General features: G+C 73.9%; 13 protein-coding genes. 7 read left to right on the top strand and 6 right to left on the bottom strand.

The window, feature by feature from the left end; translation table 11 throughout:
- Nucleotides 1-124: 124 nt before the first annotated feature.
- A complete protein-coding gene (locus AB0D29_RS33465) occupies nucleotides 125-565 on the bottom strand; it encodes an ATP-binding protein (RefSeq protein WP_362859407.1) in 441 nt (146 codons plus the stop codon).
- 227 nt (nucleotides 566-792) lie between these two features.
- Here AB0D29_RS33465 and AB0D29_RS33470 point away from each other — a divergent pair, with 227 nt between their 5' ends.
- Complete coding sequence (locus AB0D29_RS33470; RefSeq protein WP_362859409.1) at nucleotides 793-1,746, top strand: alpha/beta hydrolase; 954 nt, start codon at nucleotides 793-795, stop codon at nucleotides 1,744-1,746.
- A gap of 138 nt (nucleotides 1,747-1,884) precedes the next feature.
- Entirely contained in the window at nucleotides 1,885-2,640 is a 756-nt protein-coding gene (locus AB0D29_RS33475) for a phosphatase PAP2 family protein (protein ID WP_362859411.1), read from the top strand.
- A 2-nt stretch (nucleotides 2,641-2,642) separates the two neighbouring features.
- Here AB0D29_RS33475 and AB0D29_RS33480 read toward each other — a convergent pair whose 3' ends face one another.
- The 4 genes from AB0D29_RS33480 to AB0D29_RS33495 form a co-directional block, all read right to left on the bottom strand.
- Nucleotides 2,643-3,035 (bottom strand): VOC family protein, encoded by a 393-nt coding sequence (locus AB0D29_RS33480; protein ID WP_362859412.1) that lies wholly within the window; start codon nucleotides 3,033-3,035, stop codon nucleotides 2,643-2,645.
- Nucleotides 3,036-3,089: 54 nt separating this feature from the next.
- Nucleotides 3,090-4,097: a LacI family DNA-binding transcriptional regulator gene (locus AB0D29_RS33485; RefSeq protein WP_362809351.1), complete on the bottom strand. Its 1,008-nt coding sequence runs from the start codon at nucleotides 4,095-4,097 to the stop codon at nucleotides 3,090-3,092.
- Between the two features lie 56 nt (nucleotides 4,098-4,153).
- Entirely contained in the window at nucleotides 4,154-5,722 is a 1,569-nt protein-coding gene (locus AB0D29_RS33490) for a carboxylesterase family protein (RefSeq protein WP_362859414.1), read from the bottom strand.
- A 116-nt stretch (nucleotides 5,723-5,838) separates the two neighbouring features.
- Nucleotides 5,839-6,582 (bottom strand): phosphatase PAP2 family protein, encoded by a 744-nt coding sequence (locus AB0D29_RS33495; RefSeq protein ID WP_362859416.1) that lies wholly within the window; start codon nucleotides 6,580-6,582, stop codon nucleotides 5,839-5,841.
- 2,056 nt (nucleotides 6,583-8,638) lie between these two features.
- On the opposite strand from AB0D29_RS33495, the gene AB0D29_RS33500 reads away from it, so the two are divergent.
- The 3 genes from AB0D29_RS33500 to AB0D29_RS33510 all read left to right on the top strand — a co-directional run bounded on the left by AB0D29_RS33500 (nucleotide 8,639) and on the right by AB0D29_RS33510 (nucleotide 12,759).
- Nucleotides 8,639-9,892: an MFS transporter gene (locus tag AB0D29_RS33500; protein WP_362859417.1), complete on the top strand. Its 1,254-nt coding sequence runs from the start codon at nucleotides 8,639-8,641 to the stop codon at nucleotides 9,890-9,892.
- Between the two features lie 195 nt (nucleotides 9,893-10,087).
- The gene (gene surE, locus AB0D29_RS33505; protein ID WP_362859419.1) at nucleotides 10,088-11,017 is read left to right on the top strand and encodes a 5'/3'-nucleotidase SurE; all 930 of its coding nucleotides are present in this window, start codon (nucleotides 10,088-10,090) and stop codon (nucleotides 11,015-11,017) included.
- A gap of 119 nt (nucleotides 11,018-11,136) precedes the next feature.
- Nucleotides 11,137-12,759 (top strand): carboxylesterase family protein, encoded by a 1,623-nt coding sequence (locus AB0D29_RS33510; RefSeq protein WP_362859420.1) that lies wholly within the window; start codon nucleotides 11,137-11,139, stop codon nucleotides 12,757-12,759.
- 33 nt (nucleotides 12,760-12,792) lie between these two features.
- Here AB0D29_RS33510 and AB0D29_RS33515 read toward each other — a convergent pair whose 3' ends face one another.
- The gene (locus AB0D29_RS33515; RefSeq protein ID WP_362859422.1) at nucleotides 12,793-13,878 is read right to left on the bottom strand and encodes a DUF2330 domain-containing protein; all 1,086 of its coding nucleotides are present in this window, start codon (nucleotides 13,876-13,878) and stop codon (nucleotides 12,793-12,795) included.
- Nucleotides 13,879-13,964: 86 nt separating this feature from the next.
- Here AB0D29_RS33515 and AB0D29_RS33520 point away from each other — a divergent pair, with 86 nt between their 5' ends.
- Together AB0D29_RS33520 and AB0D29_RS33525 are read left to right on the top strand one after the other, a co-directional pair.
- Entirely contained in the window at nucleotides 13,965-14,477 is a 513-nt protein-coding gene (locus AB0D29_RS33520) for a hypothetical protein (RefSeq protein ID WP_362859423.1), read from the top strand.
- Nucleotides 14,478-14,591: 114 nt separating this feature from the next.
- Nucleotides 14,592-15,143 (top strand): DUF4232 domain-containing protein, encoded by a 552-nt coding sequence (locus AB0D29_RS33525; protein ID WP_362859425.1) that lies wholly within the window; start codon nucleotides 14,592-14,594, stop codon nucleotides 15,141-15,143.
- Nucleotides 15,144-15,414 lie beyond the last annotated feature (271 nt).

Consider the following 15,414-nt stretch of genomic DNA (forward strand, 5'->3'; position numbering starts at 1 on the left):
TGGGTGCAAGATATGTCGAATATTTGGCGCCCGTCAACATCTCGCGATATTCGAGAGGTGCGGACCTCGCCGCAGCCTCGGCGCCGATCTCTGCACCGGCCTCGCCGGACGGCCCGACGGCAGCTCAGGCCGCAGGTATCCGCACCCGGACCGACTTCCCGAACTCGTGAACCATGACGGAGAGTTCGCCGCCCAGCTCGGCCGTCATCAGCTGCACGATCAGCAGCCCGCGCCCGTCTTCGGAGTCGGGATCGATCTCGGCGCGCGGAGCGGGCAGCAGCGGCAGCCCCGCGCCCCGGTCCGCGACCTCCAGCCGGAGCCAGCCCCCACCGACGGCCACCCCGACCCGCATCCGGCCGACTCCGGCGTGCCGGACGACGTTGCCGACGAGTTCACTGACGGCCAGCAACAGGACGTCGGCCGCGCCGCACGGGACCCGCCAGCCGTCGAGCGTGGCGCGCACCCGGGCCCTGACCTGCGGAACACTCGCGGCGACGGGGTCGGCGACCCAGTGGACGAAGCTCCGGACCGCGGGCGGGGCGGAACTGCCGGTGGTGGTGAGCATGACGTGCTCCCGGAGGGGGAAGGCGGCGCGTCCACTGGGGTGTCTCGTGCAACAGCCCAGAAGTCGGATCGCCCCTGGGCTTGTAGTCAGCGGAAATGCGTCGCTAGAGTCGTGATTACACGTGTAACAAGCTACGCCTCCCCCGGTGACTCGCGCAAGCATTTCGGACATACGACGCGAAGCCTGCACGCCGCTCCCACCGGGACCGCCGCATTGGAAGGGCCGCAATGACGCAATCCCCACCCGCCGAGTTCGACATCGCCGACATGACCTGGCCACCCCCGCCGTACCAGTCCCCCGTGCCGCCCGTGACGGGCGCGGACGGCGTGCGCCGCTTCGACGGGGTCACGTACGCGACCACCCCCGGCTACCGCCCCCGCCTGCTCGACGTCCAGGTGCCCGCCGGCGAGGGGCCGTTCCCGGCTGTCGTCTGGATCCACGGCGGCGGCTGGCTGGACGGCGACCGCCGCTACCCGCCGCCGACCGTGCCCGCAGCCCTCCTGCACGGGGCGGTACTGGCGGCCGGGCTCGCGCTCGTCTCCATCGACTACCGGCACAGCCTCGAAGCGCCGTTCCCGGCCCAGCTGCACGACGTGAAGGCCGCGATCCGCTACGTCCGCACGTTCGCCGACACCCTCGGCATCGACCCGGACCGGATCGGCGTCTGGGGCGAGTCCGCGGGCGGCCACCTGGCGGCGCTCGCCGGGCTCGTCGGCCCCCACAGCCCGCAGGCCGCGGCGCTGGAGGGCACGCACGGCATCGGCTCCGGCGACACCGGGGTCCTCGCGGTCGTCGACTGGTACGGCGTCTCCGACCTGGTCGCCCTGGCCGCGCACCCGATGCCGGCCATGCCGTCCGGAATGGACTTCCCCGATCCCTACGAGGCCCTGCTGGGCGCCTCCGTGGCGGAGGACCCGGAGGCCGCCCGGACAGCGAGCCCGGTGACGTACGCCGCGGACTCGACCCCGCCGCCGTTCCTGCTGGTGCACGGGACCCGGGACGGCCTGGTCCCGTACAGCCAGAGCGAGGTCCTCGCCGAGGCCCTGCGGGGCGCCGGGGGCGAGGTCGTCCTGCAGCCCGTGGACGGCGCCGACCACATCTTCCTCGGGGCCCCGGACATCACGCCGATCGTCGAGGAGAGCGTGGCCTTCCTGGCCCGGCACCTCGGCGCGGGGGTCTGACGGCCGGTCCCGCGCACGCGTTCCACCGCGGGGGGTGCGGCCCGGCCGCACCCCCCGCGTTCACCCTCCCCCTCCTCCCCTCCCCCCCCCAGAGCACACACGGCCGCGGGCACTCCCGCGGCCGCGAGAGGCACAGCCATGTCCGGCACTCCGGTCATCACCCCGAACGACAGACCCGACGGCCCCCGCGCAGCCGCCCGCTGCGCCGGAACCACGCCACCCCCGCGCCGCGACCGCGCAGTCCTCGTCGCGGCCCTCCTGCTCCTGGCTGCCGCCGTGGTACCGGCCCTCGTGGTCCGCTCCGACGTCACGCATCCGCCCTTCCAGGGGCTGGACGAACGCTGGCTGGTCTGGATGGGCGGCCCCCACGAGGGGCCGTACCTGGCCGCCGCCACGGCCCTGAACTGGTTCGGCGGCCCGGTCGGCGCCGTCCTCCCGCTCACCCTGTTGACCGTGCTGCTCCTCCGCAGGCGCTGGGCCTCGGCCGGTTTCCTGCTCGTCGGCTACCTGGGCGGCAACATGCTCGTCGTCCAAGGGCTCAAGCACCTGGTGGACCGGCCGCGGCCGGCCGACCCCCTGGTCCGCGTCGACCACGGCTCCTTCCCGTCCGGCCACGCGGCCACGGCGGCGCTCCTCGTCGTCACCGTCGGCGTGCTCCTGGTCCCGGCCGCCCGGCGGCGGGCCTGGTGGTTCGGGGGCGCGGCCTTCACCCTGGCCATGATGTGGAGCCGTACCTGGCTGCACGCGCACTGGCTCACCGACACGGTGGCCGGCGCCGCCGCGGGCGCCGGCGCCGGCCTGCTGGTCTGGTGGCTCTTCCAGCCCGCCCTCGCCCGGGAACGCGTACGCCGAACGCGCGCCGTCGCCACCGTGCCCTCCGAACAGCCGGCCTGACCTTAGGACTTGCCCTCCGGGTCACGCCGGGAAGGGCTCAGGCAGAAGGGGTGCCCGGCCGGGTCGGTGAAGACACGCCATCGTTGCCCACCCGGTTGGTGCTCCGGCTTGGTCGCGCCCAGCTCCAGGAGCAGGGCTTCCGCCTCGTCGAGGTCATCGACGTCGAAGTCGAGGTGGGCCTGTTGCGCAACGGTGTGGTCCGGCCAGGTCGGCGCCCGGTGACCGGCGACCCGCTGGAAGCCGATGAAGAGCCCGCCCTCGCCGGTGAGTCCGGCGAAGTCACCGTCGGACGCGGGGTGGGGCTCCAGCCCGGTGGCGCGCTGGTAGAACGCGGCCAGCGCCTCGGGATCGGCGCAGTCCAGTGTGATCGCCGTCAGTTTCAGCCTCGGGGGCACGGCAACTCCCTGTTATCCGGCACGCTTGTGCTCTCCAACTCCGGTGGCCATCGTTCAAGAGGTCAGGCGGGGTACCAGCACGGCTTCCACCGCCGGGACCGGCGTCGCCGTCCCCGTCTCGATCAGCTCGTGCACGGCGTCCGCGATGCGTGCCGCCGACGGCATGTCCAGGCGGATCGTGGTGAGCGCGGGCTGCTGGAGTGCGGAGAGGACGAGGTCGTCGCAGCCGACGAGGGCGACTTCGTCGGGTACGACGATGCCCTCGGCCTGGAGCGCGTGCAGCAGCAGGGCCGCGTACTCGTCGTTGTACGTGAAGACGGCGTCCAGTCCCAGGCTCGGCCAGCGTTGGGCGAGGGCCCTCGCGGACTCCCGCGTATAGGCCAGTTCCACCGGGGTGACGGTCGCCATGCGCCGGGCCGCCACCGACTCGGCGCCCGCGAGGCGCGGCTGCGCGAGGGTGCCGAGGCCCCGCTCCTGGGGCATGACCACGCCGATCCTGGTCCGGCCGCGCTCGATGAGGTGCTCGGCCGCCGCGGCGCCGATGTGGCTGTGGTCGAAGCCGATGGTGTGCACGCCCTCGACGGGGTGGGACGCGAAGGCCAGCAGCCCGCGCACTCCGGCGCGGCCCAGCAGCTCGGCCGCCTGCGGGGTGAAGCGGTCGCCGTCCAGGGCGACGACGGCCGCGGGGCGCAGCTCGGCCCAGGCACGGGCGGCGTCTACGGGGTCGGCGAAGCGGCCCGCGTGGAGCACGGCCGTGTAGCCGAGCTGGTCGAGCTCGCTGTGCAGGTCGTCGACCCAGTCGCTGACGAGCCGGCCGATCGCGGAGATCGACGCGGGCATCAGGACGAGGTTGCTGCGGCCGGCGCGCAGGGACCGGGCGGCGGCGTGCGGTACGTAGCCGAGCTGCCGCGCCGCGTCGAGCACCCGGGCCCGGGTGCTCGCGCTGACCCGGTGGCCCTGGGTGTCGTTGAGGACGAAGGAGACCGTGGCGCGCGACACCCCGGCGAGGCGGGCCACGTCGGCGCTGGTGATCGACGCGGGGACGTGAGTGTCTTTGGCCATGACGTCCCTCGATGCTCCTTGTGCGCTGCTTGCTCCTTCCTTTCAGGTTACACGAGTTAGGTCAAGGGAGCGGTGGTGTGCGCAGACGTGCGCGCGGGGCCGTGCAGGAGCCGGGAGGCGCCCGCCAGGTCGTCGAGGGCGGTGACGACGGAGTCGAAGCGCATCGTCGTGCGCCGGCCCGTGTCGTACGGCCGCCAGTGCGGCAGGTCCGGATGGTTCGGGTCGCCGGTGCGGACGAAGGAGATCCAGGCCCGGTGCATGGCGTACGCGAGACCGTCGCGGACGGCGGGAGCGAGTCCGGCCAGGAAGGGCGCGTGCGCCCACTGGTCGAAGTTGTCGAAGACGAAGGGCAGTTCGAGGCAGTGCGCGGCGCCGAGCCGGCCCTCGTGGGCGGGGGTGGGCAGGTCGAACTGGTACGCCCACACGGGGTTGCCCGCCGCGGCCCTGGCCTCGGCCAGCCGGACGGCGGGGACCCGGAAGAGCTCGTCCGTGATGAGGTCCATGAGCACGTCGGCCGGGCGGGCCCCGGGCCGGGCGCGCTCGTACGCCGCGTACACCTCGGCGGCGGCTTCGCTCCCGAAGGTCTCCGCGATCCGGTCGGTCACCTGCTCCCGGGTGGCGGCGGCGTACCCCTCGTCGAGGGCGAACCCGAAGTTGGCCTCCTCCCTCGTCCAGCCGATCATGACGTCGATGCCGGCGGTCGCTCCGCTGAGCAGCGCCTGCGCCGGGTGGGTCCGGAGGGTGACCCCGTCGATCACGGGCAGGAAGGGCGTCGGCCAGTACCCCCACCGCATCGTCTGCGCGAAGAGCCCGCCGCCCGCCCCGATCAGCTGCTGCCAGGGCAGCGTGCGCAGCTCGGCCAGGTCCTTGGCGCCGGCCAGCTCCAGGTAGGCGGCGGTGCGCTCGGCGTAGGCGGCGGGGTCGGGGAGGTCCAGGCCGAAGGGCGGGCTCTGCAGGATCACCCGCCGGATCAGCCCCTGGGTCTCGGGGTGTCCGGCGAGGGCGGCGGTGGAGACCGCACCGCCCGACTGGCCGGCGACCGTGATGAGGTCCGGGTCGCCGCCGAAGGAGGCGATGTTCTCCTTCACCCAGCGCAGGGCGGCGAGCTGGTCGGAGAGCCAGGGGTTTCCACTTCCCCCTTCCTCCCCCTCCTCACCGGTGTAGAGGTAACCCAGGGGCCCGATGCGGTAGTTGATGCTCACGACGACGAGGTCGCCGTCGCGCGCGAAGGTCTCGCCGGAGTAGCCGGGCAGCGAGCCGGAGCCGGACACGAAGCCGCCGCCGTGGATCCAGACGAGTACCGGACGGCGAGCGCCGTCGGCGGCGGGCGTCCAGATGTTGAGGGTCAGGCAGTCCTCGCCGAACGGCGGCGACCCGTGCCCGCCGAGGACCGGGTCGCCGCCTTCCACGTACATCTGCGGTGCGCTCGGGCCGTCGACGGTGGCGTCCCTCGTGCCGCTCCAGCCGGCGTGCGGCCGCGCGGGCCGCCAGCGCAGGTCGCCGACGGGGGGTGCGGCGTAGGGCACGGCCCGGAAGACGGCGAGCCCGCGCTCGGTCGCGCCGCGCAGGCGCCCCACGGGGAGGTCCACCACCGTCGTCTGGTCCTGACCTGGGGAGTGGGGCATGAGCCGTTCCTTCCTGAGCGCGGCGCACCGGATGCGCGATGACAGCGAGGTTATGGCGTGAATTTAACGCACGTCAACACTGCGCAATATTCTGAGACGCCCCTCGAGGCTGCCCCTCACATCCACAGGCTGTCCGAGGCCATCCGCTCCGCTTCCACGTCCAGCAAGGGCGCGAAGACCCGCCACAGCACGAGGCAGGCTCCCGCGCCGAGGAGAACGCCGGCGAAGGTGTCGCTGAGCCACTGGGCGTGCAGCCAGGTACGGCTCCCCATCATGGCGAGGACGTACGAGGCCCCGATCACCCACCACCAGCGTCGCGCACGCGGCGGGAACACGACCACCGCGACCGCGATCACCAGCGTCACCGCGGTGAACACCTGGCCGGAGGGGTACGAACCGTCGTTGACCAGGACCCACGGGTGCGGCGGGCGCGGGCGGTCGGCCAGCGCCTTGAGCGGCAGGACGAGGAAGACGTTGGTGACCACGGCTGTCGTGAGGACGAACAGCCCCGAGCGCCAGCGCCCGTAGACGCAGAGGCAGCCGATCAGCGCGAGCGGCAGGACGAGGCCGAACGGACCGCCGAGCCGGTCGAGGAAGAGGGCGAACCCGCCGAACCCGTCCGATCCACCGGATCCCTCGGCGGCGGAATCGTTCACCGCGGCGGCCCAGCGGTCGTCGAGCTCCTGGAAGAAGGGCTGCTGGTCCATCCGGACCAGCAGCGCGACCAGGAACGCGAGGAACAGCAGGCCCATCCCGAAGGCGAGCGCGTGGCGCGGCGGGGCTGCGGGGAGGTGGTGCCGGGGCGGAGGCGACGGACGGCGCGGCCGGGACGGCGGCACGAGGGGCGGCGAGGGGAACATGGCGAACCTTTCACGGCCGCCTCCCCGCGCGGTGGGGGCGCACGGAGAGCAGCACGAGAGCGGGGAGCGGAAGGAAGCGGGAGGACGAACGGAGGTGAGTGGAAGCGGGGAGGCGGCAACCGAAGGACAGGGAGCCGGGTCGGGGCGCGGGGCCGGAGAGTCGGGGGGAGGCGGGAATCGGAGGCGGAGAGCCGGGAATCGAGGGCGGGGAGCGGGGGCGGGGAGCCGGGAGGCGGGAGCCGAGAGGCGGGAGCCGGGAGCCGAGAGGCGGGAGCCGGGAGCCGAGAGCCGAGAGGCGGGAGCCGGGAGCCGAGAGCCGAGAGGCGGGAGCCGGGAGCCGAGAGCCGAGAGGCGGGAGCCGGGAGCCGAGAGGCGGGAGCCGGGAGCCGAGAGGCGGGAGCCGGGAGGCGGGAAGCGGGAGCCGGGAAGCGGGAGCCGGGAGGCTGGAGCCGGGAGCCGGGAAGCGGGAGCCGGGAGGCTGGAGCCGGGAGCCGGGAAGCGGGAAGCGGGAAGTGGGAAGCGGGAGCCGGGAAGCGGGAGCCGGGAGCCGGGAAGCGGGAGCCGGGAAGCGGGAAGCGGGAAGCGGGAAGCGGGAGCCGGGAGGCTGGAGCCGGGAGGCTGGAAGCGGGAGGCCGGAGCCGGGAAGCGGGAGCCGGGAGGCTGGAAGCGGGAGCCGGGAAGCGGGAGCCGGGAAGCGGGAGCCGGGAAGCGGGAGCCGGGAGGCTGGAAGCGGGAAGCGGGAAGCGGGAGCTGGGAAGCGGGAAGCGGGAGCTGGGAAGCGGGAGGCTGGGGCGCGAAAGCAGGGAGGTGGGGAGGCCGCACGTGGGATGCGCCAAGGGCGGGCCCCGCCTTGGGGTGCGGCCCAAGGGGCGTTCTGTCGGCCGGGGCGCGCTCCGGGAGTGACCCCGTCCCGCGGATCGCGCGGCGAACGAGGGAGCCGACCCGGCGCAGCACCTCCCCGCCGGCCCCGCGGATCGCACTGCGGACAAGGGAGCCGGCACGGTCAGGCACCCCCAGCCAGCCCACGGAACGCACAGCGGACTAGGGGGACGGCACGGTTGAACACCTCCCAGCCGCTCTCCCGGATCGCACAGCACACAACGGATCCGAAACGTTCGGGCACCTCCCAACCGGCCGACGGAACGCAAGGCGAACAAGGGAGCCGGCACGGTCAGGCACCTCCCAGCCGGCCCGCGGATCGCGCGGCAGACAAGGGAATCGACCCGATCGGAGACCCTCCAGCCGGCCCCGCGGATCGCACTGCGGACAACAGAGCCAACACGGTCAGTCACCCCCCAGCCAGCCCACGGAACGCACGGCAGACAAGGGAGCCGGCACAGTCGGGCACCTCCCAGCCGGCCCGCGGGTCGCGCGGCAGACGAGGGGGCGGCACGGTGGAGCGGCTCCCAGCGGTGGCTGGGGGCGTCGCGACGGGGGTCATGCCGGGGCGCCTGCCGGCTGTGGCCGGGGAGGGGCGCGCCGTCGGGCCTCGCGAGCCCGGGACCATCGGCGAGATCGGCGCGATCGGCGCGATCGGCGCGATCGGCGCGGACAACTCCGGAGGGCGCCCAAGGTCCCGGCCGGCCCGCCATGCCTGGTGGGCGTGCCCGCCGCGTTGCCGCGGCGCGCGGGTGGGGAGCCGTGCGGTCTGCGGCGTCGCGCCGAAACCGCGTGCGGGGCAGGACATCCTCCGGCGCGACGGGGTCGTCGCGGTGCGGCACGGAGTATTGCCGATGCGTGACGGCCGCCACAAGTGCAAGAGGGTTTTTCGACACATCAGCCCTGTGCAGTGACCTCAACGCGGTGGTTACACGTCATCCCATGACCGCCCCGCCGTCGGTCACGATCTGCGCAACGACCCGCCGCAGCCCCTGGCGGAGCCCGGAAATGGGTGCTACACAGTCTCCAACGCACTTGGTGACACGTGTAACAACATCAAGTAAACCGCGGTCGTCCGCCCCACCCCCGTGACACCGCCGCCCGGCCTCCGCTCGCGGGGCGCCCCTCTCCCCCCCACGCACCGCCACCTCCCCGCTCCGTCCCCCGAGGAGTCGTCATGGCCACGCCCGAAGCCGTCGATACACCCGTACCCCCGAAGCCGGAACCCGTCCGTCAGCGGGGCCTGCTGCCCCTGCTGCTGGTCGCCAACTCCGCGCTGATGGCCGTCTACATGGGTGTCGGCTCCGTCCTGCTCCCCACTCAGATCGCCGCGATCGCCCCCGATGACAAGGTCGCCGTCCTCGGACTGATCGGCGGCATCAGCGCGATCTTCGCCACCGCCTTCAACCCGATCGCCGGAGCCCTCTCCGACCGCAGCGGCCGCCGCAACCCCTGGATCCTGGGCGGCGGCCTCGTCTCGCTCGGCTTCCTGGGCCTGCTCGGCAGCGTGAACACCGCGCTGCTCGTCGGCATCGGCTGGTGCCTGATCCAGGCGACCATGAACATCTACCAGGCCGCGGTCACCGCGATCGTCCCGGACCGGGTCCCCGCCGCCCGTCGCGGCACCGCGTCCGCACTGGTGGGGCTCGGTCTGCCCATCGGCGGCACGGTCGGCGTGCTCGTCGCCTCGAACACCGCCGAGCACCTGCTCACCGGCTATCTGATCCTCGGCGCGATCGTCGCCGTATCCGCGCTGCTGCTCACCGGTTTCTGCCGGGACGTCCCGCGCACCGAGCCCGCCGGCGAGGCGCCGGCCCCGCCCAAGCGCGCCCAACTGGCCGCCTTCCTCTCCGCCTTGGGCAACCACGACTTCCGCTGGGCCTTCATCGGCCGCGCCCTGATGGTCCTCGGCTACTTCGCCGTCGTCGGGTACCAGCTGTACATCCTCGACGACCACATCACGCTGCCCGCCGGACTCACCCCGCCCGCCGCGATGGCCATCCTCACCCCGGTGTCGATGGTCGCGATGGCCCTCTCCACCGTGCTCGGCGGGCTGCTCTCCGACCGCCTGGACCGCCGCAAGGTGTTCGTCGGCGTATCGGCCGCCCTCGCCGGGCTGGTCATGGTGGTCCCCGTGGTCAGCCCGACCTGGACCGGCATGCTCGTCTTCAGCGCCCTGAACGGCCTCGCCTTCGGCTGCTTCATGGCCGTCGACACCGCACTCGTCACCCTGGTGCTCCCGAGGGCCGAGGACGCCGCCCGCGACATGGGCGTCCTCAACATCGCGAACGCGGGACCGCAGATCATCGCCCCCTTCGTCGCCTCGGCCGTCGTCACCACGCTGGGCGGCTACACCCCGCTCTTCCTGGTCGGCGGAGCCCTCTCCCTGATCGGCGCGCTCGCCATCCTCCCGATCCGCAGCGTGCGCTGACCCTCCTCCGGGCCCTCTCACCCGGGCCCCCTCCCCGGGCCCTCCCCTCCCGGCCCCCTCCCCCGGGTCCCCTGACCCGTCCCGCGGGACCGGGCCCGGCCTGAACTCCGGCGGGCGCGCGCCGAGGGTCGCGCGCCCGCCGGGCAGCACCGCCTCCGCCCACCCTCACCTCCCTCCGCTCTGAAGGAGCACTCTGTGAGACGCAAGCGAGTTCTGCCGCTGGCCGCCCTGATGCTGTGCACGCCGGCCCTGGCCGGCACCGCACCCGCCGTCGCCGCGCCGCAGACCGCGCCCGCCGCGGGGCCGGCGGCCGCGCCCGCCGGTCCGCTGCGGATCCTGCTCACCAACGACGACGGCTACAACGCGCCCGGCATCCGCAAGGCCTTCGAGCGGCTGACCGCCGCCGGGCACGACGTCACGATCGTCGCCCCGCTCACCAACCAGAGCGGCACCGGCACCAAGATGATGAGCGCCCCCTCCATCGCGGTGAAGCACCCCGAGCCGAAGGTCTGGGCCGTCGACGGCACTCCGGGCGACTCCGTCGCCTTCGGGCTGGCCGAGGTGTTCGCCGGCAAGGCACCCGACCTGGTCGTCTCCGGCACCAACTTCGGCCCGAACGTCGCCGGACTGGCCACCCACTCCGGTACGGTCGGCGGCGCCGTCGCCGCTCTGGAGAGCGGCGTGCCGGCCATCGCGCTGAGCACCGGCGGCCTGAGCGCGCCCGACCCGGTCACCACGGTCAACGCCATGGGTCCCACGCTCGATTTCGCGGTCAAGCTGATCGACCGGCTGCGGGTCCGGGCACGCTCCGGCCCCCTGCTGCCCAAGGGCGTCGGTCTGAACGTCAACCACCCGATCGTCGGCGCGGACGGCAAGGGTACGGCCGCCGGTGTGGCCACCACCTTCCAGGACCCGCAGAACTTCCTCGAGCCGGACTTCACCGATGCGGGTGACGGCACCTGGAAGGTGGGCGTGAAGGTGGCCCTGAAGCCCGCCGCCAAGGGCGGTGACATCGAGGCGGTGGCCGCCGGCAAGATCGCCGTCAGCCCGATGAACTCCGACTGGAACACCGGACCGGCGGACCACGCCGTGACCTCGGCCCTGATCGCCGGGCTCCGTCCGTAGGACCGCGGACCGGCCGGGGGCGGAGCGCGCCCGACGCTCCGCCCCCGGCCCCACGTCACGCCCCGCCCCGCCCCGCCCCGCCCCGTACGCACGCACCCCGCTCGACTCCAGGAGGACGGATGAAGAGGCCCGGCAACCGGCTGTCTTCGGCAAGACCCCTGCTCGGCACGGCCCTCGCACTCGTGACCCTGATCGCCTCGGCACTTCCGGCGGCGGCCTCCTCTCCCCCACCGTCGGCATCGGCCGCCGGCTCACCGCGCCCGGTCGTCACCGTGGCGCAAGGTGGCCTGCGCGGTCAGTCACGGGACGGCGCCCAGGAGTTCCTCGGTGTTCCCTACGCCGCGCCCCCGGTCGGCGACGCCCGGCTGCGGGCACCACAGTCGGCGCCGCGGTGGAACGGGGTGCGCGAGGCCGCCCAACAGGCTCCCGCGTGCCTGCAGTTCTCCCCGTTCGGCCTGGCCGATCCGCGGGCCGTCAGCGAGGACTGCCTGTACCTGGACGTCTACCGGCCCCGGACCGCCCGCCCCGGCGCCCGGCTCCCGGTGGTCCTCTGGATGCACGGGGGCGCGTACAGCCAGGGAACGGGCACGCAGTTCGGCGGGCGCACCATGGCCGATCTCACCCAGAGCGTGGTGGTCAGCATCAACTACCGGCTGGGGCAGCTCGGTTACCTGGCCCTGCCCGAGCTGGGCCGGGACAACGCCCGGCGCTCCGGTTCCTTCGGCCTGATGGACCAGATCGCCGCGCTGCAGTGGACCCGGCAGAACATCGCCGCGTTCGGCGGTAATCCGGGCAACGTGACGATCTCCGGGCAGTCGGCGGGCAGCGGTTCCGTCTGTTCGCTGCTGGCGGCCCCGTCCGCCGCGGGCCTGTTCCACCGGGCGGTGCTGCAGAGCGGTCCGTGCACCCTGCTGCGTACGCCGGACAGCGCGAGCGCCGAGGGTCAGGCGCGGTCCTTCGCCGCGCAGGCGGGCTGCTCCGTTCCGGGCGAGGTGGCCGCCTGTCTGCGCGCCGCCTCCGGTGCGGCGCTGGTCGAGGCGGCCCGTACGCTGCCCACCCCGGGTCCCGTATCGGGTGACGGGCTGCTGCCGCTGCCGCCCGCGCAGGCCATCGCAAGCGGCACGTGGAACAAGGTGCCGGTGCTGATCGGGAGCACCCGCTCCGAGGCCCGCTTCTTCGTCGCGCTGACGCAGCCGCACCTGACGGCGGAGCAGTACACCGCGCAGGTCCTGGCGGACTACGGGGCGGCGGGTCCCGAGGTGCTCGCCCGCTATCCGGTCGCGGCCCACGGCTCGCCGTACCTGGCGCTGTCGGCCGTCATGACGGACTCGACGTTCGCCTGCCACACGGCGTGGACGGCGCAGCTGTTCGCGTCCCAGGTGCCGACGTACGTCTACGAGTTCGACGACCCGCAGTCGCCGACGCTCGCGGGGGCACAGGTGCCGGGCCTGGACGAGTCGAACGCGCACAGCGCGGAGCTGGCCTACCTGCACGACTTCACCATGGGCGAGCGCCCGCTGACCCCGGCCCAGGCCGCGCTCGGCACCCGGATGAAGCGCTACTGGGCCGCCTTCGCACGCTTCGGCGCCCCCGTCGTGTCGGGTCAGACCGCGTGGCCGCCGGCCGGCGCCGCCGCCGGTACGGTCCTCGCTCTGAACCCGTCGGTGACGCGGACGACCTCGTCCTTCGGCGAGGACCACCAGTGCGCGTTCTGGCGGACCCAGCCTCCCCGGCCCCTCTGATCACACGCGGACCGGGCTGCCCCGCGGGGGAGTTCAGGCGGCCCGGTCCGCGCGGAGCCGGCGACGGCGGCGGGTCAGCGCGAAGAAGGAGCCCGCCAGCGCCACCAGGACGGCCGACACCGTCAGGAGCCAGACGGGGATGCCGTCCCCCACGGTGAGCAGCTCGTTGTGGTAGACCGCCCGGCGGTACGGGGTGTCCTTCGCGGTGGCGCGCAGTTCGTGGTCGGCGTCGATGCGGCCCGGCTCCGGGAACTCCTGGTCGATCGCGGTCAGGAACACCGGCTTGCCGCCCGCCAGTTCGGCGATCGGGCCGTCCTCGGGGTGCACGCTCCCCGCGAAGGTCACCTTCGGCGCGGAGCCGCCGATCGGGGAGGCGGGTTCCATGCGGTGGTCGGCCAGCACGTACAGGCCGAGTGACTGGGGCGTCTTCGCCATCCGGGAGAGCCGCATCGGGTAGACCAGCCGGTCGCTGTCGAAGCGGATCTTCAGCGGGTCGAGCTCGCCGCGCAGCACCTTGCCCTGCTGGCGGGGGGCGAGCCGTACGGCCACGTACTCCCACTTCTGGTCGACGTACGGCTGGACCTCGGTGGCGAGCCGGTCGGGGAGCTTGAAGCCGTTGGTCTCCAGCCAGGTCTTCAGGGCGTTCGGGTCGGTGGCGGTGAGCCGGGCGACGTCGAAGTCCCCGAGCTGTTCGCGGCCGACGACTCCGACGGCCGCGTCGGCGGCGCCCGGGGGTGCGTCACCGGCGAGGTCACCCCGGCCGGAGGAGAAGGGCCAGTCGCGGTCACGCGGCCAGAAGTAGTACCGGGCCTTGCGCTCGGGCCGGGTCATGTCGCGCAGTTCGCCGAACATGTCCCCGTCGCCGAGCTCCACCGTGGCGCGTCCGGGGACCGGCATGATCCAGGCGGCCCGGTGGGCGTCCCCGCCGACGGTGAACCGCATGACGATCTGCTCGGTGCGGCCGTCCCAGCGCACGACGGAGGTCTCCCGGTCGACGCCGATCCGGGACTGGCCGTCGGGAACCATGGCCCCGCATCCGCACGCGTACGCGGGGTTGATCAGGGCGCCGAGCTGGGTCACGAGCAGCGCGAGGAGCAGGGCCGGGATTCTTCGTTTCATCCACACGGGCTCTCAGACGACGGCCCTGGTGATCCGGTTCCGACCCCCCTCGCAGAGCGGTCGGCCGTGGGCTCATACTGTGCCCCATGAGGGGGAGCGAGAAGCGGCAGCATGCTCTGCTGCGCCAGGGTGCGGTGTCGCGCAGTCCGCTGGTTCCGGACGCGGTGGAGGCGGAGATCGCCCGGCGCGACTGGGAGTCGATCGAATGCGGCTGCGGCCGTTCGGCGGGCCATCTGCTGGCGGCCGTACGGGATGCCGCCGAGGGACATCCGGCCGCGTTCCACGCGCTGGAGGGCCATGCCTTCTTCGCGGAGAACCTGAAACCGCCGGCTCCGGCGGTGTGCGCCGTACTGATGGCCGTGTGGTCCGCGCAGCCGCCGCGGCAGGCGACCCGCGAGGCGCTGCTGTGGACGCTGCTGGCCCTGCTGTGCACGGTGGACGACGGCGGCACCCACGAGGCCGGGCTGCACGGGCAGTGCGTCGCCTTCATCCGTACCGGCACCGCCGGCTTCCGCCGCGAGCTCGCGGCGGCTCCGGGCTCGGGGCCCGCCGCCTACGCGGAGGGCATCCTCGAGATCCTCGGCCTGCCGGCCTCCTAGTCTCCGGGTCAGAGCGGTGCGGGTGCCGTCGGACAGGGCCGGTGCGAGGCTGGGAGGAGATGTGGAGATGTGGCCCGGCGTGAGCGGGCGTCCTGCGGACCTCGAGGAGACCGCATGAAGGGCACGACGCATGCGGGCGTGGCCAGGACCGCGACCCGCTGGATCGCGACGGGCGCCGTGACCTGCGGCCTGTTGCTGGCCGCGGGCCCGGGCGCCGCGGCGCAGCCGGCGGCCGTGCGGCGGGCCCCCGCCGCGCCCTGCACGAGCGCACAGCTCGGCGCGGACGCGCAGCAGGTCCGCGGCAGCCAGGTGCGGGTCGCCGTGACCAACGAAGGCCCGGAGGCGTGTTCCCTGAAGGGGTTCCCCACGGTGGCCCTCGCCGGTCAGGGTTCGCCGGACCGCAACAAGCCCCTGAACGTGGTCCCGCAGGGCCAGGCGCGCGCGGTGGAGCTGCCGGTGGGCGGCCGGGCCTGGACCCAGCTGACGTTCACCCCGGTGCTCGGTGAGGCCGACGGGTACTGTGCCTCCGGCGCCGAGCCGACCGTCGCACCCTCGATCGTGGTGGGCGTGTGTGGCGGCGGGCTCCAGGTGTCGCCCGAGGGCGGCGGGGAGTTCGCACTCTGCGGCACCACGGTGCGCGCCACGGCCTTCCGCACGGCCGGTTAGCTGCGCAGCTCGGGCCGGGTACGGGGGGCCGGTGGTGCGGGTCGGCCGCGCGGGTTGGCTGCGCCGCGGGGTGGCTGCGCTGCTTGGGTCGGGATGCGGCGGGGGGGCCGGTTGTGACGGGGCCGGGCGCCGGTTGGCTGCGCCGCTCGGGCCGGGCGCGCGGGGGCCGGTTGTGACGGGGCCGGGCGCGCGCCGGGGTGTCTCCTCGGACGCCGAACGTGACGAGGGGTCGGAGAGCGGAGCCCCGAGGCGTTCGGCGCCCTGCGGGGAT

Source organism: Streptomyces sp. NPDC048424 (assembly GCF_040651555.1).
Taxonomy (GTDB): domain Bacteria; phylum Actinomycetota; class Actinomycetes; order Streptomycetales; family Streptomycetaceae; genus Streptomyces.